Source organism: Paenibacillus roseus, assembly GCF_016424485.1.
GTDB classification, from domain to species: Bacteria; Bacillota; Bacilli; order Paenibacillales; family Paenibacillaceae; genus Paenibacillus_D; species Paenibacillus_D roseus.
The window spans coordinates 580,686-601,059 of record NZ_JAELUP010000103.1; the positions used below are offsets into that span (position 1 = coordinate 580,686).

Sequence of the window (20,374 nt, forward strand, 5' to 3'; positions counted from 1 at the left end):
TCCCCTGCTAGTTTCTATCCTATAAAGGAATCGGGCTTTAACAGCGATCGGAAGAATCCTCTGCCACGCAGCGTTCCCTCCTTACTAGAGGGCAACCACTAATTTTGGTTTTGAGCCTTTTATGAAAAACTAAGTTTTTGTCCGACAAAAGACGGAACAGCCGTTTACGCTTGAACAAGGTTTATGTTTTTTTGAATTGGGGGAGGAAACATTGAACAAACCAGGGGAACAAAGACTTCGCTTTGAGCTGATGATGAAGCAGGCGGAGCTGCCACAGGCGTTCATCGAATCGTTTTACTCCGACGGGGAGCTTGAGAAGGTCATTGTAAGCCAGAACAACCGGGCATGGACGTTTTGCATCCGCAAGACGTCTTTAGTTCCTTTAGAGGCTTATATCCGGTTTACACAGACGATTAAAGATAAATTCGCCCATATTGCCGATGTCGCCTTCATTACCAACTATGATGAACAGGTTGCAACACATGAACTGGTGGAGACCTACTGGCCGTTGTTCGTCGCCTATGCCCAGCAGGAAATGGCATCTGTCAACGGCTGGCTAGGCAGGGCGAAGCTGGAGTATGGCAATGGCGGCTTATGGCTGGAACTCCGGGATGATGCTGTCCTGCAGATGGCCCGCATGAAGAAAATTGATGAGGCCGCTTCAGGTTATTTCATGCATCATTTTCGCCGTCAATTCCCGCTTAAGCTGCGTGTTGCGGAGGCTGAAACGAGTGCAGAAGAGCTGGAAATGTTTGCCCAGCGCAAGGAGCAGGAAGAGCGTGAAATCATCGAACAGATGATGGCGAGTGTTCCGGAGGAGGAGTCGGCAGACAATGGCGAGGAAGTGCGCCTGGTAGTCGGTTACGATATCCGGGAGGAAGCGACGCCGATCATGCAAATCCAGGAGGAAGAAAAGAAAATCACCGTACAGGGGACGATCTTCGGACTGGATGTCAAGGAACTGCGCAACGGCAGCACGCTGTTCACGTTCAATCTGACCGACTTCTCTGACTCGCTGGCGATGAAGATGTTCGCGAAGACGAAGGAAGATGTTAAGGTGCTCAGTCTGCTGGCCAATGGCAAATGGGTCAAGGCGCGCGGACGGGTAGAATATGACCGCTTTATGCAGGAGCCGGAACTGGTTATGATGCCGAGCGATCTGCATGAGGTTAAGTCGCCGCGCGAACGGACGGATGACGCCGATGAGAAGCGGGTGGAATTCCATTTGCACTCTACGATGAGTACGATGGACGCAGTTACTCCGATTGATACGTATATCAAGACCGCCGCCAAGTGGGGGCATAAGGCGGTTGCCGTGACCGATCACAGCAATGTGCAATGCTATCCCGAAGCCTTCAAGGCAGGCAAGAAGAACGGCATCAAAGTATTGTTCGGCGTTGAAGCGAATGTTGTCAATGACGCCGTCCCCATGGTGCTGAACCCGCGCGAGCAATCGCTGGAAGAAGTCGAATATATCGTCTTCGATATTGAGACGACCGGCTTGTCGATCATTAACAACAAAATTATTGAGCTGGCTGGCGTCAAGATGGTCGACGGCAAGGAAATCGACCGTTTCGAAACTTTTATTAATCCGCATGAGAAAATTCCGTATCATATCCAGCAATTGACCAGCATTACCGATGATATGGTTGCAGATGCCCCTGAGCTTGAGCCGAAGCTCCGCGAATTTATCGAGTTTATCGGCAATTCGGTGCTGGTGGCCCATAATGCAAGGTTCGATATCGGATTTATTCAAGCAGCATGCAAAAACATCGGACTTTCCGAAGTGACCAATCCGGTCCTGGATACGCTGGAACTGGCCCGTTTCCTTCATCCGACGATGAAAAACCACCGGCTGAATACGCTGGCTGATAAATATAAAATTACGCTGGAAAACCATCACCGAGCTGTAGACGACTCGCTGGCGCTGGGCGGCATTTTGTTCGGCCTGATCAAGGATGCGGCTGCCCGCAGTATTTCAGGGCTTCATCAACTTAATGATTATGTCGGACTGGACTTGTCAAACACGCGTCCCTTCCATTGCAGTGTTTATGCTCTAAATTCGGTGGGGAAAAAGAATCTGTTCAAGCTGATATCACTCTCTCATACTGAGCATTTCAAGAGGGTTGCTTGCATTCCCAAGAGCAAGCTGAGCGAGATGCGGGAAGGACTGCTGGTCATCTCCGGGTGCGAAAAGGGCGAGTTTTTCGAGACGGTGCTAAACAAGACGGTAGAAGAAGCCGAAGAGGTTGCGGAATTCTACGATGTCCTGGAAATTCAGCCGATCGGCTTCTACATGCACCTTGTCGAAAAGGGGCTTGTGGGAAGCCGTGCCGAAATTGAGCAGGCGCATCGTCGTATTCTTGATATTGGCAAAAAGCTGAACAAGCCGGTCATCGCAACGGGAAATGTTCATTACTTGAATCCAAGGGACAAAATATTCCGTGACATCACGATTCATGGCATCACCGGCTTTAGCCCGCTCAAGGATATGCGCAAGCCGGACGCCCATTTTCGGACGACAAAGGAAATGCTGGAGGAATTCGCTTTCCTCGGCGAGCAGACGGCGTATGAAGTGGTGGTCACGAATACGGTTCAGCTTGCTGAGCGATTCGAGCCTTATGAGATGTTCCCGGACAAGCTGTTCACGCCGATTATCGAAGGGGCGGACGAGGAAATTCGCAATACCTGCTACAGCACCGCCAAGTCGATGTATGGCGAGGAATTGCCGGAAGTTGTTGTGCAGCGTCTGGAGAAGGAACTTGTACCTATTATCAAGTACGGTTTCTCGGCGAACTATCTGATTTCGGAACGGCTTGTTAAAAAGTCCAATGAAGACGGCTATCTGGTCGGCTCGCGGGGATCTGTAGGATCATCTGTCGTCGCGCTTTTCCTTGGGATTTCCGAGGTTAACCCTATGCCTGCACATTATATGTGCAGAAATTCGGAATGCTTGCACAGTGAATGGTTCCTGGATGGCAGCATCCCAAGCGGCTTCGACCTGCCGGATAAAAATTGTCCAAATTGCGGTCAGAAAATGAAGGGTGACGGTCAAGATATTCCGTTCGAGACGTTTCTTGGCTTTAAAGGGGATAAAGTTCCGGATATTGATCTTAACTTCTCAGGGGAATATCAGCCCCATGCGCATAACTATACAAAGGTTCTTTTCAGCGAGAAATGTGTATTTCGTGCAGGGACGATTGGTACAGTTGCCGAGAAGACAGCGTTCGGCTTTGCCAAGAAATATGAGGAGAGCGAAGGGCGCAAATGGCGCGGCGCCGAACTGAACCGGCTTGCGAATGGTTGCACAGGGGTAAAGCGCAGTACGGGCCAGCATCCGGGAGGGATTGTTGTTGTACCGGATTACATGGAAGTTGAGGACATTACACCGGTCCAATACCCGGCCGACGATACCTCGGCAGAATGGAAGACAACGCATTTTGATTATCACGCCTTCGATGCGAACCTGCTGAAGCTCGATATTTTGGGGCATGATGATCCGACGATGATGCGCATGCTTCAGGATTTGACCGCGGTGGACCCGACGTCAATTCCGATGAACGATACAAAAGTCATGAGCATGTTCAACTCGACGGAAGCGCTCGGGGTACTGTCTGAACAGATTCGCACTCCGGTAGCTACTTATGGCGTGCCAGAGATGGGAACCAAGTTCGTTCGTCAGATGCTTCAGGAAACGCAGCCATCTTCTTTTGCCGATTTGCTCCAAATTTCCGGGCTGTCACACGGAACCGGGGTTTGGCTGGGCAACGCGCAAGAGTTGATCAAAAACAATACCTGCAACATCAAGACGGTTATCGGCTGTCGTGACGATATTATGCTTTATCTCATATACAAGGCGGGCATGGACGCGGGGCTGGCATTCAAAATTACCGAAAGCGTGCGTAAAGGGAAGGGTCTTACCCCGGAATGGATCGAGGAGATGAAGCGGTGCAAGGTGCCGCAATGGTACATTGACTCCTGTCTGAAAATCGAGTACATGTTCCCGAAGGCGCATGCCGCCGCATACGTTATTTCAGCTGTCCGCACCGCGTACTTCAAGCTTTATTATCCGATCGCATACTATGCAACGTATTTCTCGGTCCGCGCAGAGGACTTTGAGCTCGAATTGCTTTGTCAAGGATATGATGCGATATTGAAACGGCTTGTCGAAATCGAAAACAAAGGTTTTCAGGCGCTGCCGAAGGAGAAGGCGATGATCTCGATTCTGGAGATGGCGCTGGAAATGACAGCACGCGGCTTTTCCTTCAAGCCGATTGACTTGTACCGTTCAGACGCGGTGAAATTTCAAATCGACGGGGATTCTCTGATACCTCCATTTGCCGCTATCGGCGGTATCGGGGACAATGCGGCTCGCAACATTGCTGCAGCCCGAGAGCACGGGGAATTTTTATCCATCGAGGATTTTCAGCAAAAATCCAAAGCCAGCAAAACGATTGTGGAGATGCTCGGATCGATGGGCTGTTTTAGAGGGTTGCCGGAATCGAACCAGCTGTCGTTGTTTTAATTGTGAGCTTTATGAAAATGAGTGCTCATTTTCATTCCCTTCTTGTCACTTGAACATGATTATGGTATAATTTTTCTGGTAATCCTGATGATGATAGAGTAATGCGCAGAAGAGTGGGGCAACCCACTCTTTACCTTTTGTCCACTTAAATTTGCATTACAACCGGGAGGTTTCTACGTTTGAACACAACCGAAATTAAAACCGTTGTCGAAGGTATGCTTCAACCATATTTGGACGAACATGGCTTTGAACTGGTCGATATCGAATACGTCAAGGAAGGCGGAAGCTGGTTCCTACGTGTCTTTGCAGACAAGGAAGGCGGCATTGATATTGATGAATGCGGCAAAATCAGCGAATATTTAAGCGAGCAGCTTGATCAGAATGACCCGATTTCTGAAGCTTATTTCCTTGAGGTTTCCTCGCCAGGCGCTGAGCGGCCGCTAAAAAAAGCGGACGATGTTCGCGCAGCGGTTGGAGAATACGTTTTTTTCACCACTTATGAACCGATTGACAAGACGAAGGAGTTTGAAGGTTGGCTTCGCTCGTTTGACGGGGAAGAGGTGGTTATTGAGGTAGGCAGGAAGAAGCATGCGATACCTTATGCCAAGGTAGCTAGCGCAAGACTGGCTATCCAATTCTAACGTTTACTAGAGAAGGCGCAGGCATTATGCCTGCTCTTCTTGAAATATAAGGGTTCTATCAGATCGTACGCGGATATGATCCTTGTATATTTCAGGATGCAAGCGTTAGCGAGGTCCCAAGACATCCGCCGCCGCTTGTCTCGTTTTACACTTGACCGTCTATGAGGAGGAACTCATTTCCAATGAGCATGGATTTTATTGAAGCGTTATCGGAAATTGAAAGGGAGAAGGGAATCAGCAAGGATGTGCTGATTGAAGCGATTGAAGCGGCCCTGATTTCCAGTTACAAACGCAATTTTAACACGGCGCAAAACGTCAGGGTGGATATTAACCGTCATACGGGGGTAATCAAGGTGTACGCCCGCAAAAATGTGGTGGATGAGGTTCTGGACCCGAGATTGGAAATTTCCGTCGAGGCGGCCCGTGAAATCAACCCGCACTATCATCTGGATGACATCGCTGAGATTGAGGTGACGCCGCGGGACTTCGGCCGGATCGCAGCTCAGACGGCCAAGCAGGTTGTAACGCAGCGGATTCGTGAAGCGGAGCGCGGTTTGATCTACAATGCCTTTATCGACAAGGAAGAAGACATCGTAAACGGTATTGTGCAGCGGCAGGACACGCGCAATTTGTTCGTTGACCTCGGCAAAGTGGAAGCAGTGCTTCCACTGACCGAATTAATGCCGACAGATAAATTCAAGCACGGCGACCGTGTCAAATCTTTCATTACCAAGGTGGAGAACACGACCAAGGGCCCGCAAATTATTTTGTCCAGAACGCATCCTGGCTTGCTCAAACGCTTGTTTGAGCTTGAGGTTCCCGAAATTTATGACGGCGTCGTGGAAATCCGCTCGGTAGCGCGCGAGGCAGGCTTCCGCTCCAAAATTGCAGTCTATTCCCGCAATGAAGAAGTCGATCCGGTAGGCTCCTGCGTAGGGCCGAAGGGACTTCGGGTTCAGACAATTGTTACGGAGCTTAAGGGAGAGAAAATCGATATCGTCCGCTGGTCCGAAGCGGTGGAAGATTATGTGGCCAATGCACTCAGCCCGTCCAAGGTGCTGGAGGTTATCGTATTTGAACAGGAAAAGATGGCTCGTGTAATTGTCCCGGATTATCAATTGTCGCTGGCAATCGGCATCAAGGGACAGAACGCCCGACTGGCAGCGAAGCTGACAGGTTGGAAGATTGATATTAAAAGCGAGACCCAGGCAGAGCAGGAGTTCGGACGTCCACGGACGGAAGGCGACGCTATGCATCAGGATTCCGTATCGATCGATTGATCTTGCGGCAAGCTTCCGGTTTAATTCGGTATTAGCCGTTATGCATGCCGGTGCTCAACTTCGTAATGTCAGGGGGAATGAACGATGAAGCAGAGAAAAATACCGCTTCGCAAATGTGTGGCCTGTCAAGAGATGAAGCCCAAGAAAGAGCTCATTCGCGTTGTCCGCACGCCTTCCGAGGAAACCCTGATCGACCTCACTGGCAAAAAAGCCGGCCGTGGCGCTTACCTGTGCGGGAAAGTGGATTGCTTTAAGCTAGCAAAGAAAAGCAAGGCGCTTGACCGTGCGTTGAAAGTAAGCGTCCAGCCTGAAATCTATGACCAGCTTGAGCAGGATTTTATTCGTGTTCAGGATGAATTTCTCTCTGGCAGGGGGACTTTGGAGTGACCGTGAATAAAGTGTTATCCAGTCTGGGAATGGCGATGCGCGCCGGGAAGCTGGTTACCGGCGATGAAACTGTGCTTAAGGCTGTGCGAGGCGGCAAAGCGAAGCTGGTTCTTGTAGCAGGCGACGCTTCAGATAATACGAAAAAAAAATTCCGTGATAAGTGCAATTCTTATAACGTTGCTATAGTAGTTGCTTTGGATAGAGAATCGATTGGAGGCGCCATTGGCAAATCTGAGAGAGTGCTCGTTGCCGTAACCGACCAGGGCTTTGCATCGATGATCGAAGGCGGGCTAAAGTCTATAACGGAGGTGGAGTATATTGACTAAACAGGACAACAAAGACAAGTTACGTGTTTATGAATATGCCAAATCGCTCAACATGAGCAGCAAGGAAATCATCACGATTTTAAAAAGGCTAAACCTTCCGGTCAACAACCATATGAGTGTCATGGAGAATGAAATGGTTAGCAAGGTGGAAGGTTTCTTCAAGGATATTAAATCTAATGCGGCCGCCAAACGCGCTCAGGAAGCGACGATTTCCTCTGTTCCCGCTGCGTCAACCTCTGGGCAGCAGGGCGGCTCGAACCAGCAAAAAAATAAAAATAAAGCAGATACACAGGAGCCTATGAATTCTACAGAAAACAAAACCAACTCAACCCAATCACAACGGCCGTCAGGTCAGTCACAAGGACAACAGCGTTCCCATAATAACGGTAATAACGGTCAAGGACAACGTTCCGGACAGGGTGGAGCACCCCGCTCCAACAATGCGCCGCGCGGAGGCGGACAAGGCGGAGGCCAGCAAGGTGGAAGACGCCCAGGACAAGGCGGCCCAGGCGCAGCTCAGGGCCAGCGTCCCGAAGCAGGTCGCTCCCAGCAGCCGCCACGCTCCAATGACAACCGTCCAGCAGCAACAGGCGGCGATTCCAGAAGCAGCAACGCTGGAGGCCAGCAAGGCAGATTCAACAACAACAACAATAATAACAAGAACAAAAATAAACCCACCCAAAACCAGGGCCAGAAGCGCTTTGAGGATGGCAAAGGCGGAGGCGGCAATTTCCGCGGTTCGAACAACCGCGGCGGCAAAAACAACCGCGGACGGGGCGGTCAGGCGTCTGCGCCGGAACGTCGTGAAAAAATCGATAATACGCCGAAGAAAATCATTGTCCGCGGCAGTATGACGGTTGGCGATTTGGCCAAGCTTTTGCACAAGGATGCTTCCGAAGTTATCAAGAAGCTGATTTTCCTCGGGGTAATGGCAACGATCAACCAGGAGCTTGATCTGGATGCGATCCAATTGGTAGCTACCGAATTCGGAGTAGAAGTTGAGATCAAGATTCCGGTAGAAGAGGATCAGTTCGAGACCATCGAGGAAAAAGATGAAGAGGTGGATTTGGAGACTCGCCCGCCGGTTGTTACAATCATGGGGCACGTTGACCACGGTAAAACCACATTGCTCGACGCTATCCGGCATACGAATGTAACCGGCGGCGAAGCTGGCGGAATTACGCAGCATATCGGCGCCTACCAGGTTGAAATCAACCATAAGAAAATTACTTTCCTGGATACGCCGGGCCACGAAGCGTTTACGACGATGCGCGCGCGCGGCGCTCAGGTAACCGATATTACGATTCTTGTTGTTGCAGCGGATGATGGTGTTATGCCACAGACTGTGGAGGCGATCAACCATGCCAAAGCGGCAGGCGTTCCGATTATCGTAGCTGTCAACAAAATCGATAAGCCGGAAGCGAATCCGGACAAAATCAAGCAAGAGCTCACTGAGTATGAACTGGTTCCGGAAGAGTGGGGCGGCGATACGATTTTCGTCAACCTGTCCGCGAAGCAGCGGATCGGTCTGGAAGACTTGCTGGAAATGATTCTGCTTGTCGCAGAAGTGAACGATTACAAAGCGAACCCGAACAAGCGCGCCAGAGGTACTGTACTGGAAGCGGAACTGGATAAAGGTAAAGGTCCGGTAGCCCGTATACTGGTACAGCATGGTTCCCTTAGCGTCGGCGATGCGTTTGTAGCGGGCAACTGCTTCGGACGTGTTCGTGCAATGGTCAATGACAAAGGCCGCCGTATGAAAGAAGCCGGGCCGTCTACGCCGGTTGAAATTACAGGTTTGACCGAGGTTCCGCAAGCAGGCGATCCGTTCCTAGTATTTGAGGACGAGCGCAAGGCGCGCGCGATCGCGGAGCGCCGTGCAATCAAGCATCGTCAAAGCGAGCTTGGCTCGAATACCCGCGTTACCCTTGACGACTTGTATCAGCATATTAAAGACGGAGAGATCAAAGACTTGTTCGTCATCATCAAAGCAGACGTTCAAGGCTCGCTCGAAGCGCTTAAAGGCTCGCTGAACAAGATTGATATTGAAGGCGTACGCGTTAAAATCATTCATAACGGTGTCGGCGCGATTACCGAATCCGATATCAATCTGGCTGTTGCATCCAATGCCATTGTAATCGGCTTTAACGTCCGTCCTGAGCCGCAAGCGATGTCAACGGCAGAGCAGGAGAAGGTTGATATTCGTCTGCACCGTGTCATTTATAGTGTAATCGACGAAATTGAGCAAGCTATGAAAGGGATGCTGGATCCGATCTACAAGGAGAGCGTAATCGGGCATGCCGAAGTCCGCAACATCTTTAAAGTGAGCAAGGTGGGAACAATCGCCGGCTGTATGGTAACGTCGGGTAAAATTGCCCGCAATGCCGAAGCCCGTCTCATTCGAGCAGGGGTTGTTGTATTCGAAGGTAAAATTGAAACCCTCAAGCGGTTCAAAGATGATGCGAAGGAAGTTGCGCAAGGCTATGAGTGCGGAATTACCCTGGATCGTTTCAACGATCTGAAAGAAGGGGACGTTATCGAAGCCTTCGTTATGGAAACGGTAGAGAGGTGATTCAAGAATGGCGAATTTCCGGGTAGGACGCGTTGGGGAGCAGATTAAAAAAGAGCTGAGTCTTATTATCCAACAAGAGTTGAAAGACCCGCGCATCGGCTTTATCACTGTAACCGGTGTTGAAGTGACCAGCGATTTGTCCCAGGCAAAAGTGTATTTGAGCGTCCTTGGCTCTGAGGAGCAAAAAGAAGAAACGCTCAAGGCGCTGGGCAGAGGGACGGGTTTTCTGCGTTCCGAGCTTGGCAAACGGGTGAAGCTCCGCCACACTCCTGAGCTTATTTTCAATTTTGACGGCAGCATTGAATACGGCAGCCATATTGAAGCGCTGCTGGAGCAGATTAACAGCAAAGGCGGCTCTGTATGACAGAGCCGGGATCTGCTTACAGGAAACAGCTGGAAGCGGCACTGGCTTTCATGAATGAAGGGGATGACTTTCTAGTCGTCTCCCACGTTCAGCCTGACGGGGATGCGATCAGTTCTACAGTGGTTGTCGGCTGGCTGCTTGGCAAGCTTGGCAAGCGCTATGTTCTACTAAATGAGAGCGACCTGCCGTCACGTCTTCGTTTTTTAACATTGGCAGATACGATTCAACACTTCGATGAACAGGCGCCCCCATTCGAATTTACCCGTGTAATCAGCATTGATTGCGCGGATTACAAGCGAATTGGAACGGTTTCTTCCTCGTTCCCACCGGGTACGAAACTTCTTAATATTGATCATCATCCGACGAACGACAGCTTTGGCAGCGTGAATGTCATCCGCTCGGATGCTGCGGCAACCGTTGAGATTTTATATGATTTGATTGAACATGCAGGCATTGCTCTGGATAGAGACGCAGCGACTGCCATCTATACCGGGCTGATGACCGATACGGGCGGGTTTCGCTATGCAAATACGACACCGCATGTCATGTCAATTGCTGCGGAACTGTTGAAGCTCGGGGTCAAGGGAAATGATTTGGCAGACCATCTGCTGGAGAAAATGACCCGCCCGCAGTTGATGCTGCTGCAACGCGGTTTGTCCAGATTGTCCTTCTCGGAGGATGGCAAAATTGGCTGGCTCTATATTACGCCTGCTGACCTGGAAGAAACCGGAGCTGATCCAGAAGATCTGGAAGGCCTTGTGAATTACGCCCGCAACATCGATGGCACAGAAGTCGGGATGCTATTCAAGGGTACACAGGACGGCCAGACCAAAGTAAGCCTGCGTTCTGCCGGACGAATTGATGTGGCGGCCGTCGCGCAATCTTTTGGGGGCGGCGGCCATGTGCGGGCGGCGGGCTGCCGGCTGGAACTCGGGTTGCCCGAGGCAATGCCTAAGGTCGTGGATGCTGTGAGAAGGGTATTGGTATAATGGATGGAATTTTGGCGGTATGGAAGCCTGCAGGGTGGACATCCCATGATGTTGTTGCCAAGGCAAGACGGTTGCTGCGGACCCGCAGAATCGGTCATGCGGGCACATTGGACCCGGATGTGACAGGCGTTCTGCCGCTTTGTATCGGACGTTCTACGCGAGTTGTGGAATATATGCAGCATCAGCCTAAAAGCTATGAAGCGGTGCTGCAATTCGGAATCGCGACAGACACGGAGGATTTAAGCGGTCAAGTCATTGAGGATGCAGGGCCTGTGTCGCTCTCTCTTGAATGCATCCGGGAGGCTTTGGCTTCCTTTGCCGGAGAAATCGAGCAGACGCCTCCAATGTACTCTGCTGTAAAAGTCAACGGCAAGCGGCTATACGAGCTTGCCCGTGAGGGCAAAGTGGTTGAGCGCAAGGCACGCAAAGTAACAATTTTTGAAACGGTATTGTTGGCTGCCGAGCTTGAGCGTCCGTATCCCCAAATTACGTTTTCTGTTACGTGTTCCAGCGGAACCTATATCCGCACATTATGTGTCGATCTGGGTAAAGCGCTCGGTGTTCCAGCAGCGATGGCGAAGCTCACACGGACCAGTTCCGCCGGGCTGCATGAGCAGGATTGCCTTACGCTCGATGAAATTGAGCTACTGCAGGAACAGGGAACAATCGGTGATCGGCTGCTCCCGGCGGATAGGGCGCTTGCCCATATGCCGGCTTTTACGGTAGACTCGTCTTCGGGGGACCGGCTGCTTCAAGGCCAGAAGGTGAAGCTGGATGTGCTGCTGCCAGTGGCTTTGGAACATGGACTATGCAGACTGTATAATGAATCTGGCTTGTTTCTAGGCATATTCCAGACGATACCGGAAGACGGAATTGTTAAGCCTGTCAAGGTGTTCTCCTAATGAAACGGAATTTTAAGGCTTTGCAAGCTCAAGTTCATATAGAATTGCAGGTGGGACAGCAGTGGAGATTATTTCATTAAAATACCCGCTATCCGCAGAGTCAGGGCTTCCGGGCGCAATCCAGCCGCAAGTGCTGGCGATCGGCCAGTTTGACGGCGTACATCTCGGACATCAGCAGGTGATTTCCGTTGCCGTTGCCGAGGCGCGCGAAGCCGGGCTAAAGGCGGCCGTCATGACCTTTGATCCGCATCCTCGTGATGTGCTCGGGCAGGCAGGACAGAATATTTCGTGTTTGACCTCGCTTCATGACAAGTTGGAGCAGTTTGAACGCCTGGGTATTGATACAGCTTATATTTTTCATTTTGATTCCAGATTTGCGACAATTTCTCCCGAGCAGTTTGTTGAGGAAGTATTGCGCGAGTTGCAGGTGAAACGGGCTGTTGTCGGCTTCGATTTCTCCTTCGGTCATCTCGGCTCGGGCACGCCTGAGTTGTTAAGCAAGCTGGGGGCTTCCTTTATGCAGGTTGATATTGTAGAGCCATTCCTGATTCAAGAGACGAAAGTAAGCAGTACGCGCATTCGCGAGTACATTGCAGCCGGGGGCGTGGATCAGGCTGCGCTTCTGCTGGGCAGACCTTACAGCATCGTCGGCACGGTAGAGCATGGGGACGGACGCGGGAGAACGATCGGATTCCCTACCGCGAACGTAACTCCTGGCAGCAACTACGCCCTGCCGAAATTGGGTGTATATGCGGTCTTGTTTCATACCGGAGGCGAAGTGTTCGGTGGGGTAATGAATGTTGGCGTCAAACCGACGTTCGAGACCGACCTAGCTGAGCCAACCTATGAAATTCATATTTTTGATTTTAACCGGGATATTTACGGGATGAAGGTGCAAGTGGATTTGCTGTCCTTTCTTCGTCCTGAGCAGCGTTTCAACTCTGTGCAGGAACTTATTGATCGAATCAAGACCGATTCCGATAACGCCCGCAAGTTGGTGGAGCCTGTACTCGCTAAAGAGCGGGCAGGCAGCCCAACAGAGGGAAAATAAGTTCCGGGCAGCGAAGATTTACTTTCCGGTTTCATATGTGTTATAATGGATAATGTTGTGGGCTGAAAAAGTGTCTGCGACAGAACCGTAGCTTGGTCGACCGCTCTCACCATCGGCGGCGAGGCTGCTGGCGATTTCTATTCAAGGAGGTGAAACTAGGATGGCAATTACTCAACAACGCAAGAACGAACTGATCGACACGCACAAGACTCACGCAAGTGATACCGGTTCACCGGAAGTGCAAATCGCTATCCTGACTGAGAACATCGTTAATTTGACGCAGCATCTTCGGGAGCACAAGAAAGATCATCATTCCCGTCGTGGCTTGCTCAAAATGGTAGGTCAGCGCCGTAAGTTGCTTGCTTACCTGAAAAACAAAGATGTTAAACGTTACAGCGCATTGATCGAAAAACTCGGTCTTCGCCGTTAATACGGGGAAAAAAGCAACCTGGTTGTACAAGCCGGGTTGCTTTTTAAAATATTCAGGCTTTTAAGTATTGGATACATAAGCTTTGCGGAATGTTCGTAAGGTTGTCTAAACTATTTTAGATAAGGAGGGAAATCCTATGCTTCAACGTGTAGAAATGCAATTGGGCGGACGTCCGCTTGTACTTGAAACCGGTCGTTTAGCCAAGCAGGCAAATGCTGCTGTCACGGTTCGATATGGAGATACAGTCGTATTGTGTACAGTCACAGTTTCCTCTGAACCGAAGAATCTGGATTTTTTTCCGCTGACTGTCAACTATGAGGAACGCCTCTATGCAGTTGGTAAAATTCCGGGTGGCTTCATTAAGCGTGAAGGACGTCCAAGTGAAAAAGCGATTCTGGCTAGCCGCTTGACTGACCGCCCGATTCGTCCGTTGTTCCCTGAGGGCTTCAGAAATGACGTGCAGATTTTGGACCTGGTTATGAGTGTGGACCAGAACTGCTCGCCTGAAATCGCGGCAATGATCGGTACTTCCGCTGCGTTGTCGATTTCAGATGTGCCTTTCAACGGTCCTGTCGGCGGTGTTATTGTTGGCCGTGTGGATGGCAAGTTCATTGTCAACCCGACCGTGGAAGAAGAAGAAAAGAGTGATATTCATGTCGTTGTAGCCGGCACCAAGGATGCCATCATGATGGTAGAGGCGGAGGCTGATGAGGTTTCCGAGGAAGTGATGCTGGAAGCGATCATGTTCGGACATGACGAAATCAAGCTTATCGTTGCCAAGCAGGAGGAACTGGTTGCCATTGCAGGGAAACCGAAGATGGAAGTTAAACTTCATGCGGTCAACCCGGATGTCAATCAGGCTGTGCGCGAATATGCTGAAGCCCGTCTGGTGGAAGCCATTCGGATTCCGGAAAAGCATGCCAGACAAGATGCTATCGATGCGATTGAGGCTGAAGCTGTAGCACACTTTGACGAAATTTATGCAGAGGACAAGTCTCTTCTGGATGATGTCAAAGAAGTGCTTCATGATATTGTAAAAGAAGAAGTCAGACGCTTGATTACAGTGGACAAGGTCCGTCCTGATGGTCGTGCGCTCGATGAGATCAGACCGATCGATTGTGATATTTCACTGCTGCCGCGCACCCATGGTTCCGGTCTGTTTACAAGAGGGCAGACACAAGCGCTTAGCGTATGTACGCTTGGGGCGTTGGGAGACGTGCAAATTTTGGACGGTATCAGCCCTGAGGAATCCAAGCGCTTTATGCATCATTACAATTTCCCTCCGTTCAGCGTAGGTGAAGCAAGACCGCTTCGCGCTCCTGGACGCCGTGAAATCGGGCATGGCGCACTTGGTGAGCGCGCATTGTCCAAAGTAATTCCGCCGGAAAATGAGTTCCCGTATACGATCCGCCTTGTATCCGAGGTTCTGGAATCGAATGGTTCCTCTTCACAGGCGAGCATCTGCGCGAGTACGCTGGCTATGATGGATGCAGGGGTTCCAATTAAAGCGCCTGTAGCTGGTGTAGCAATGGGATTGATCAAGGAAGGCGAGCATTTCTCAATCTTGACTGATATCCAAGGTCTGGAAGACCATCTGGGTGATATGGACTTCAAAGTTGCCGGTACTGCAGCGGGAGTAACTGCTATTCAGATGGATATCAAGATCGACGGTATTAACCGCAGTATCTTGACTCAAGCGCTTGAGCAAGCTCGTGAAGGCCGCATGATCATTCTGGGTAAAATGCTGGAGATCATTCAACAGCCGCGCGCCAGTCTGTCACAATATGCGCCTAAAATTCTCATTCTGCACATTAACCCGGATAAAATTCGTGATGTTATCGGTGCGGGCGGGAAAATCATCAACAAAATTATTGAGGAAACCGGCGTAAAAATCGATATCGAGCAGGATGGCACCGTATTTATCGCTTCTTCCAATGAAGAGATGAATCTGAAGGCCAGACAAATTATTGAAGGTATCGTGAAAGAAGTCGTTGTTGGCGAAATCTATCTTGGAACGGTAAAACGCGTTGAGAAGTTCGGGGCGTTCGTTGAAATTTTGCCGAATAAAGAAGGCCTTGTACACATTTCCCAATTGGCCGCCGAGCGTGTTGCCAAGACTGAAGATGTCGTCAAAGTAGGTGATCAGATTACCGTTAAGGTTACGGAGATCGATCAGCAGGGCCGCGTTAATCTGTCGAGAAAAGCCGTGCTGGCTGCTCAAGTTACCGACAAAGCCGAAAATTAAGTTAAACGAACAGGCCATCTTCCATGTTCCCTTACACTGGGTTCTCCCAGTTTCGGACATAGGGCGCATATGGCGGATGCCTGGTTATATTTTATGACCCCACAAAGAGTCAGATACAGTCTGTCTCTTTTTGTTTGTCCTCATAATCTCGTCCTCCTGTTCATAGGATGGAAATGAATGAGAGGAGCGAAAGGACAATGGTCGATAAAAAATGGACGGCTATGGCGGCAACGCTGCTGCTATTCGGATTTGCGGCAGCTTTTCAAGGCGGTATCGCTGATTATATTCAACAATTAAAGAACGGCAATAGAATCGAGACGGCGTATGCGGACGCGCCTGCGGAGGCCGGAAAAGCAAAGGGAGAGCTGGATTCCCTGTACGAACAAATCAGCAGAGAAGCAATCAAGCGCAGAGTGGCCCCGGTGAATGCAACTGTCGATCGGGTATGGAAGGCGATTCCCGGTTATAATGGGCTGGAAGTTGACGTTGAGGAGACCTATCGTCTGGCCAAAGCGTCGCCGGAAGCGCCAATCCGATATCAGTATTACGAGGTTGAGCCAAAGGTCAAGCTTGAAAATTTGGGCGAGCACCCGATCTACAAAGGCAATCCGAATAAGCCAATGGTCTCTTTTATGATTAATGTGGCATGGGGCAATGAATTTTTGGAACCCATTCTAAAGACGCTCAAGGAAGAGAAGGTAAAGGCAACTTTTTTCTTGGATGGCAGCTGGCTGAAGAAGAACGTCGAGCTTGCCCGGCGTATCCAGTTGGAAGAGCATGAGCTGTCCAATCATGCGTATTCCCACCCGGATATGAGCCGGTTGGGAAGGGAGGCGGCCTATCAGCAGATTTCCAAGACGGAAGCGCTGCTAAAAAGCGAGCTGAATGTAGCCAACAAGTGGTTTGCCCCTCCTTCGGGCGATTTCAATCAGATGACTGTGAAAGTAGCCGCTGAGCAAGGTCTGAAAACGGTATTGTGGACGCTGGATACTGTAGACTGGAAGAAGCCGCCGGCCTCAAGCATTGTACAAAAAATCCGGCTGCGCATAGAGCCGGGGGGACTGATATTGATGCATCCGACGGCATCCTCCAGCGAGGCGCTGCCGGGCATGATCCGCGAGATACGCAAGAAGGGGCTGACGATCGGCACAGTAAGCGAAACTCTCTCCGAGAAGCGGGTACCCGAAGTTGAGTGAGCACCATAATTCTGATATAGTGGTATCATTGATTTGAGGAGGGGACCTGATGAAGAAATATACATTAAAGAATGGACTGCGTGTGGTTGTGGAAAATATCCCGACCTGCAGATCGGTTTCCTTTGGCATATGGGTAAAAACGGGATCACGTAACGAAACACCTGATAACAACGGGATTTCACATTTTATAGAGCATATGCTGTTTAAGGGCACAAGCCAGCGCAGCGCCAAGGATATCGCCGATTTGTTCGATGGTATCGGAGGCAATGTGAATGCATTTACATCCAAGGAGTACACCTGCTATTTTGCGAAAGTGCTGGATCAGCATTTGCCGCTTGCAGTAGAAGCGCTTGCCGATATGTTCTTCGAGTCGCAATTTGATGCAGAGGAACTCGCCAAAGAGAAAAATGTCATTCTGGAAGAAATCTCGATGTATGAGGATACGCCAGATGACAAGGTGCATGACGAGGCGTCCAGAGCGGCGTTCGGTGTCCATTCTCTTGCCTATTCCATTCTCGGGCTGGAGGAACGTCTGCTGGACATGAGTTCCTCAGATTTAATCAATCATATGAAATCCTGCTACCGCGTCGACAATACCGTCATCAGTGTAGCAGGCAATGTAGAGGATCCGGCTGTGCTCGAGCTGCTTACCCGCTATTTCGGCGCATTCGATAACACTGGAGCTGCCGAGTCGACTACATTACCCGTGTTCCAGAGCGATTATTTGTTCCATTCGAAACAAACGGAACAGAATCATATTTGCATCTCATTCCCGGGCTGTTCCATTTCGGACGAGAAGCTTTACGCGATGATTTTGCTGAATAACGCCATTGGCGGCGGCATGAGCTCGCGCCTGTTCCAGGAGATTCGCGAGAAGCGCGGTCTAGCATACTCTGTGTACTCCTACCATACCTCGTATGCCGATACAGGCCTCTTCACAATCTATGCGGGGACTGCGCCGAAGCAGACCAAAGATGTGCTCGATCTGACTGTAGAGATGATGGGTGACCTGGCGGTTAACGGGCTGTCGGCCGCTGAGCTTCATCGCGGCAAGGAGCAGCTCAAGGGAAGTCTGATCTTAAGTCTGGAGAGTACGAGCAGCCGTATGAACCGAATTGGCAAGAACGAGTTGATGCTCGGAAGACATTATACACTGGATCAAATGCTGGAGCGGATTGATCAGGTTACGGATGCCGATATACGTGAAATTACAAGCCGGATGCTGTCTGTTCCGTTTGCTGTGGCAATGGTAGGCGCGAGTGATGATGCAGCGGCGGGATTAAGGAGAGATTCACTTGTTTCAAGTTCAAATTAAACGACTTCCCGGAAGCAACGGTCTTGACCTGCCTCGCAAAATGTCACAGGCAGCCAGCGGTTTTGACTTGCAAGCTGCTGTCGAAGAGCCTGTCACACTGGCTCCCGGTCAGCGCATATTGATCCCGACCGGATTTGCGTTAGCCATGCCAATAGAGCTGGAAGCGCAAATTCGGCCGCGCAGCGGCCTGGCGTACAAGCATGGCATTACGTGCCTGAACTCACCGGGGACGATTGATGCCGATTATCGCGGTGAAGTGAAGGTATTGCTCATTAATTTGGGTCAGGAGCCGTTCGTCATTAACCGCGGCGAGCGGATTGCCCAGATGGTCTTCCAGACAGTGCCGCAGGTTCAACTGGAAGAAAGAGAAGAATTGTCCGATACGGTACGCGGCAGCGGCGGCTTCGGTCATACGGGCGTATAAGCCGCTGGCGTGCAGCGTTCTCCCGCAATTATAGGCAATAATCCCTTTAAATAAGCAAGGCAAGGCAGATTTGTTTCCTGCTTTGCCTTTTTTTGTTTTTCACCCTCCTTTGGGCTGCGGCATAGGATAACGTATATTTGGTGCGCGAGAAAGGAGTGAAGCGATATGCTGACGGGGACTCATGTTCTGTTGCTCGGCGGGGATGCGAGAGCGCTGGAGGTTATCCGCAAGCTGGCTGAGCTTGATGCGGCTGTTACTTTGGCAGGATTCGACGGTTTGCATACGCCGTTCGATGGCGCCGTGCATGCGGAACTAACGGAGGAGCTGTTTGAGCGGGTCGATGCTCTTATACTGCCTGTTGTCGGGACGGATGACAATGGGGAAATAACGGCTGTATTCAGCGATAGGGAGTTAAAGCTGACTGATGCGCATGTATCGCGCCTGCCCAAGCACTGCAAGGTTTATACCGGGATGGCAAAGCCGTATCTGCGCCAGTTGTGCAGCAAGCACGGGCTTGAGCTAGTCGAGTTGCTGGAGCGCGATGATGTGGCCATTTACAATTCGATACCGACGGCAGAGGGCGCGATAATGATGGCCATTCAAAATACGGACATCACCATCCACGGGTCAAATTCGGTCGTGCTCGGAATCGGAAGGACCGGCTTTACGATGGCAAGGACGTTGCAGGGATTAGGGGCAAAAGTTCAGGTTGGAGTAAGGCGTGTGGAGCACTTTGCACGTTCTGAGGAGATGGGGTTAAATCCTTTCTATATCAAGGATTTGCAGCTGCATGTTGGCAACATTGACTTGCTTTTTAATACAATTCCGACTATGATAGTCACAGCACAAATTATTGCGAAAATGCCTTCACGCGCTGTTATTATCGACCTGGCTTCCAAGCCGGGCGGTACGGATTTCCGTTTTGCTGAAAAACGTGGAATCAAAGCGCTGCTGGCCCCCGGACTCCCGGGCATCGTCGCTCCCAAAACTGCTGGACGCATACTTGCGGACTGTTTAAGTCGGTTGATTTTGGATGATGTACGATTACGGGGGGATGGACAATGAGTTGGCAGGGAAAAACGGTCGGGTACGCTTTATCGGGCTCCCATTGTACGTTTGCGGAAGTAATGCCGCAAATCAAACGATTTATTGAGGCAGGCGCAAACGTCATTCCGATTGTTTCAAATACAATCATGACCACCGATACTAGATTCGGCAAATCGGAGGATTGGCAGGAGCAACTCAAGCAGTTGACCGGCAATGATCTGATTTCTACGATCGTCCAGGCGGAACCGCTAGGACCATCCAAACTGATTGATGTGTTTGTTATTGCCCCATGTACGGGCAATACGATAAGCAAACTTGCCAATGCCATGACCGATGGCGCCGTACTGATGGCTGCGAAGGCGCAAATGAGAAACCAGCGGCCGGTTGTGCTGGCGGTGTCGACCAATGATGGTCTTGGACTCAATGCGGCGAATATCGCAAAGCTGCTTGCTGCAAAGCATATTTATTTCGTGCCATTCGGCCAGGACGATCCTGTCCGCAAGCCTAATTCCCTGGTGGCCAGAATGGAGTTAATAGTTGAAGCATGTGAAGCCGCTCTGGAAGGCAGACAGCTTCAACCGATGCTGGTAGAGCGTTTTAATGATATAAGCTGAACAACATCATGCAAATCCGGCAACGACTGCGATAGGAAGAACCTTTCAGCGGTCTGACACGAAAGT

17 protein-coding genes are annotated in these 20,374 nt (G+C 50.6%); all 17 read left to right on the forward strand.

The window, feature by feature from the left end; translation table 11 throughout:
- Nucleotides 1-211 precede the first annotated feature (211 nt).
- The 17 genes from JFN88_RS19610 (at nucleotide 212) to JFN88_RS19690 (ending at nucleotide 20,308) form a co-directional block, all read left to right on the forward strand.
- Nucleotides 212-4,525, forward strand: coding sequence for a PolC-type DNA polymerase III (locus tag JFN88_RS19610; RefSeq protein ID WP_269846579.1), 4,314 nt, complete (start codon nucleotides 212-214; stop codon nucleotides 4,523-4,525).
- 179 nt (nucleotides 4,526-4,704) lie between these two features.
- Nucleotides 4,705-5,166 carry a ribosome maturation factor RimP gene (gene rimP / locus JFN88_RS19615; RefSeq protein WP_199020960.1) on the forward strand — a complete coding sequence of 154 codons (462 nt, stop codon included), beginning with the start codon at nucleotides 4,705-4,707 and terminating at the stop codon, nucleotides 5,164-5,166.
- 182 nt (nucleotides 5,167-5,348) lie between these two features.
- Complete coding sequence (gene nusA, locus JFN88_RS19620; protein ID WP_199020961.1) at nucleotides 5,349-6,446, forward strand: transcription termination factor NusA; 1,098 nt, start codon at nucleotides 5,349-5,351, stop codon at nucleotides 6,444-6,446.
- Nucleotides 6,447-6,530: 84 nt separating this feature from the next.
- On the forward strand, nucleotides 6,531-6,833 hold the full coding sequence (gene rnpM, locus JFN88_RS19625; RefSeq protein WP_199020962.1) for an RNase P modulator RnpM: 303 nt from the start codon (nucleotides 6,531-6,533) through the stop codon (nucleotides 6,831-6,833).
- 2 nt (nucleotides 6,834-6,835) lie between these two features.
- Nucleotides 6,836-7,159 carry a L7Ae/L30e/S12e/Gadd45 family ribosomal protein gene (locus JFN88_RS19630; RefSeq protein WP_199021328.1) on the forward strand — a complete coding sequence of 108 codons (324 nt, stop codon included), beginning with the start codon at nucleotides 6,836-6,838 and terminating at the stop codon, nucleotides 7,157-7,159.
- Complete coding sequence (gene infB / locus JFN88_RS19635) at nucleotides 7,152-9,731, forward strand: translation initiation factor IF-2 (protein ID WP_199020963.1); 2,580 nt, start codon at nucleotides 7,152-7,154, stop codon at nucleotides 9,729-9,731. Before JFN88_RS19630 ends, infB begins: the two co-directional genes overlap by 8 nt.
- Nucleotides 9,732-9,738: 7 nt before the next feature.
- Nucleotides 9,739-10,095, forward strand: coding sequence for a 30S ribosome-binding factor RbfA (gene rbfA, locus JFN88_RS19640; protein WP_199020964.1), 357 nt, complete (start codon nucleotides 9,739-9,741; stop codon nucleotides 10,093-10,095).
- Nucleotides 10,092-11,084: a DHH family phosphoesterase gene (locus tag JFN88_RS19645; RefSeq protein ID WP_199020965.1), complete on the forward strand. Its 993-nt coding sequence runs from the start codon at nucleotides 10,092-10,094 to the stop codon at nucleotides 11,082-11,084. Before rbfA ends, JFN88_RS19645 begins: the two co-directional genes overlap by 4 nt.
- Nucleotides 11,084-11,986 carry a tRNA pseudouridine(55) synthase TruB gene (gene truB, locus JFN88_RS19650; RefSeq protein ID WP_199020966.1) on the forward strand — a complete coding sequence of 301 codons (903 nt, stop codon included), beginning with the start codon at nucleotides 11,084-11,086 and terminating at the stop codon, nucleotides 11,984-11,986. The genes JFN88_RS19645 and truB overlap by 1 nt, the downstream gene beginning before the upstream one ends.
- A 61-nt stretch (nucleotides 11,987-12,047) precedes the next feature.
- Nucleotides 12,048-13,037, forward strand: a complete 990-nt coding sequence (locus JFN88_RS19655) for a bifunctional riboflavin kinase/FAD synthetase (protein WP_199020967.1) — start codon at nucleotides 12,048-12,050, stop codon at nucleotides 13,035-13,037.
- 160 nt (nucleotides 13,038-13,197) lie between these two features.
- Nucleotides 13,198-13,467 carry a 30S ribosomal protein S15 gene (rpsO, locus tag JFN88_RS19660; RefSeq protein ID WP_199020968.1) on the forward strand — a complete coding sequence of 90 codons (270 nt, stop codon included), beginning with the start codon at nucleotides 13,198-13,200 and terminating at the stop codon, nucleotides 13,465-13,467.
- Between the two features lie 136 nt (nucleotides 13,468-13,603).
- Nucleotides 13,604-15,712, forward strand: coding sequence for a polyribonucleotide nucleotidyltransferase (pnp, locus tag JFN88_RS19665; RefSeq protein ID WP_199020970.1), 2,109 nt, complete (start codon nucleotides 13,604-13,606; stop codon nucleotides 15,710-15,712).
- Nucleotides 15,713-15,909: 197 nt separating this feature from the next.
- Nucleotides 15,910-16,908 (forward strand): polysaccharide deacetylase family protein, encoded by a 999-nt coding sequence (locus JFN88_RS19670; RefSeq protein WP_233168063.1) that lies wholly within the window; start codon nucleotides 15,910-15,912, stop codon nucleotides 16,906-16,908.
- 49 nt (nucleotides 16,909-16,957) lie between these two features.
- Nucleotides 16,958-18,223, forward strand: coding sequence for a M16 family metallopeptidase (locus JFN88_RS19675; protein ID WP_199020971.1), 1,266 nt, complete (start codon nucleotides 16,958-16,960; stop codon nucleotides 18,221-18,223).
- Nucleotides 18,204-18,647, forward strand: coding sequence for a dUTP diphosphatase (gene dut / locus JFN88_RS19680; protein WP_199020972.1), 444 nt, complete (start codon nucleotides 18,204-18,206; stop codon nucleotides 18,645-18,647). Before JFN88_RS19675 ends, dut begins: the two co-directional genes overlap by 20 nt.
- Before the next feature lie 165 nt (nucleotides 18,648-18,812).
- The gene (dpsA, locus tag JFN88_RS19685) at nucleotides 18,813-19,712 is read left to right on the forward strand and encodes a dipicolinate synthase subunit DpsA (protein WP_199020973.1); all 900 of its coding nucleotides are present in this window, start codon (nucleotides 18,813-18,815) and stop codon (nucleotides 19,710-19,712) included.
- A complete protein-coding gene (locus JFN88_RS19690; RefSeq protein ID WP_199020974.1) occupies nucleotides 19,709-20,308 on the forward strand; it encodes a dipicolinate synthase subunit B in 600 nt (199 codons plus the stop codon). The genes dpsA and JFN88_RS19690 overlap by 4 nt, the downstream gene beginning before the upstream one ends.
- Nucleotides 20,309-20,374: the final 66 nt, after the last annotated feature.

What these genes read in the sequence shown, in the direction of transcription:
- dpsA (WP_199020973.1), top strand. Translation starts at nt 18,813, where the DNA reads ATGCTGACGGGGACTCATGTTCTGTTGCTCGGCGGGGATGCGAGAGCG.
- JFN88_RS19645 (WP_199020965.1), top strand. Translation starts at nt 10,092, where the DNA reads ATGACAGAGCCGGGATCTGCTTACAGGAAACAGCTGGAAGCGGCACTG.
- JFN88_RS19690 (WP_199020974.1), top strand. Translation starts at nt 19,709, where the DNA reads ATGAGTTGGCAGGGAAAAACGGTCGGGTACGCTTTATCGGGCTCCCAT.
- rbfA (WP_199020964.1), top strand. Translation starts at nt 9,739, where the DNA reads ATGGCGAATTTCCGGGTAGGACGCGTTGGGGAGCAGATTAAAAAAGAG.
- rnpM (WP_199020962.1), top strand. Translation starts at nt 6,531, where the DNA reads ATGAAGCAGAGAAAAATACCGCTTCGCAAATGTGTGGCCTGTCAAGAG.
- nusA (WP_199020961.1), top strand. Translation starts at nt 5,349, where the DNA reads ATGAGCATGGATTTTATTGAAGCGTTATCGGAAATTGAAAGGGAGAAG.
- pnp (WP_199020970.1), top strand. Translation starts at nt 13,604, where the DNA reads ATGCTTCAACGTGTAGAAATGCAATTGGGCGGACGTCCGCTTGTACTT.
- JFN88_RS19675 (WP_199020971.1), top strand. Translation starts at nt 16,958, where the DNA reads ATGAAGAAATATACATTAAAGAATGGACTGCGTGTGGTTGTGGAAAAT.
- JFN88_RS19670 (WP_233168063.1), top strand. Translation starts at nt 15,910, where the DNA reads ATGGTCGATAAAAAATGGACGGCTATGGCGGCAACGCTGCTGCTATTC.
- truB (WP_199020966.1), top strand. Translation starts at nt 11,084, where the DNA reads ATGGATGGAATTTTGGCGGTATGGAAGCCTGCAGGGTGGACATCCCAT.
- rpsO (WP_199020968.1), top strand. Translation starts at nt 13,198, where the DNA reads ATGGCAATTACTCAACAACGCAAGAACGAACTGATCGACACGCACAAG.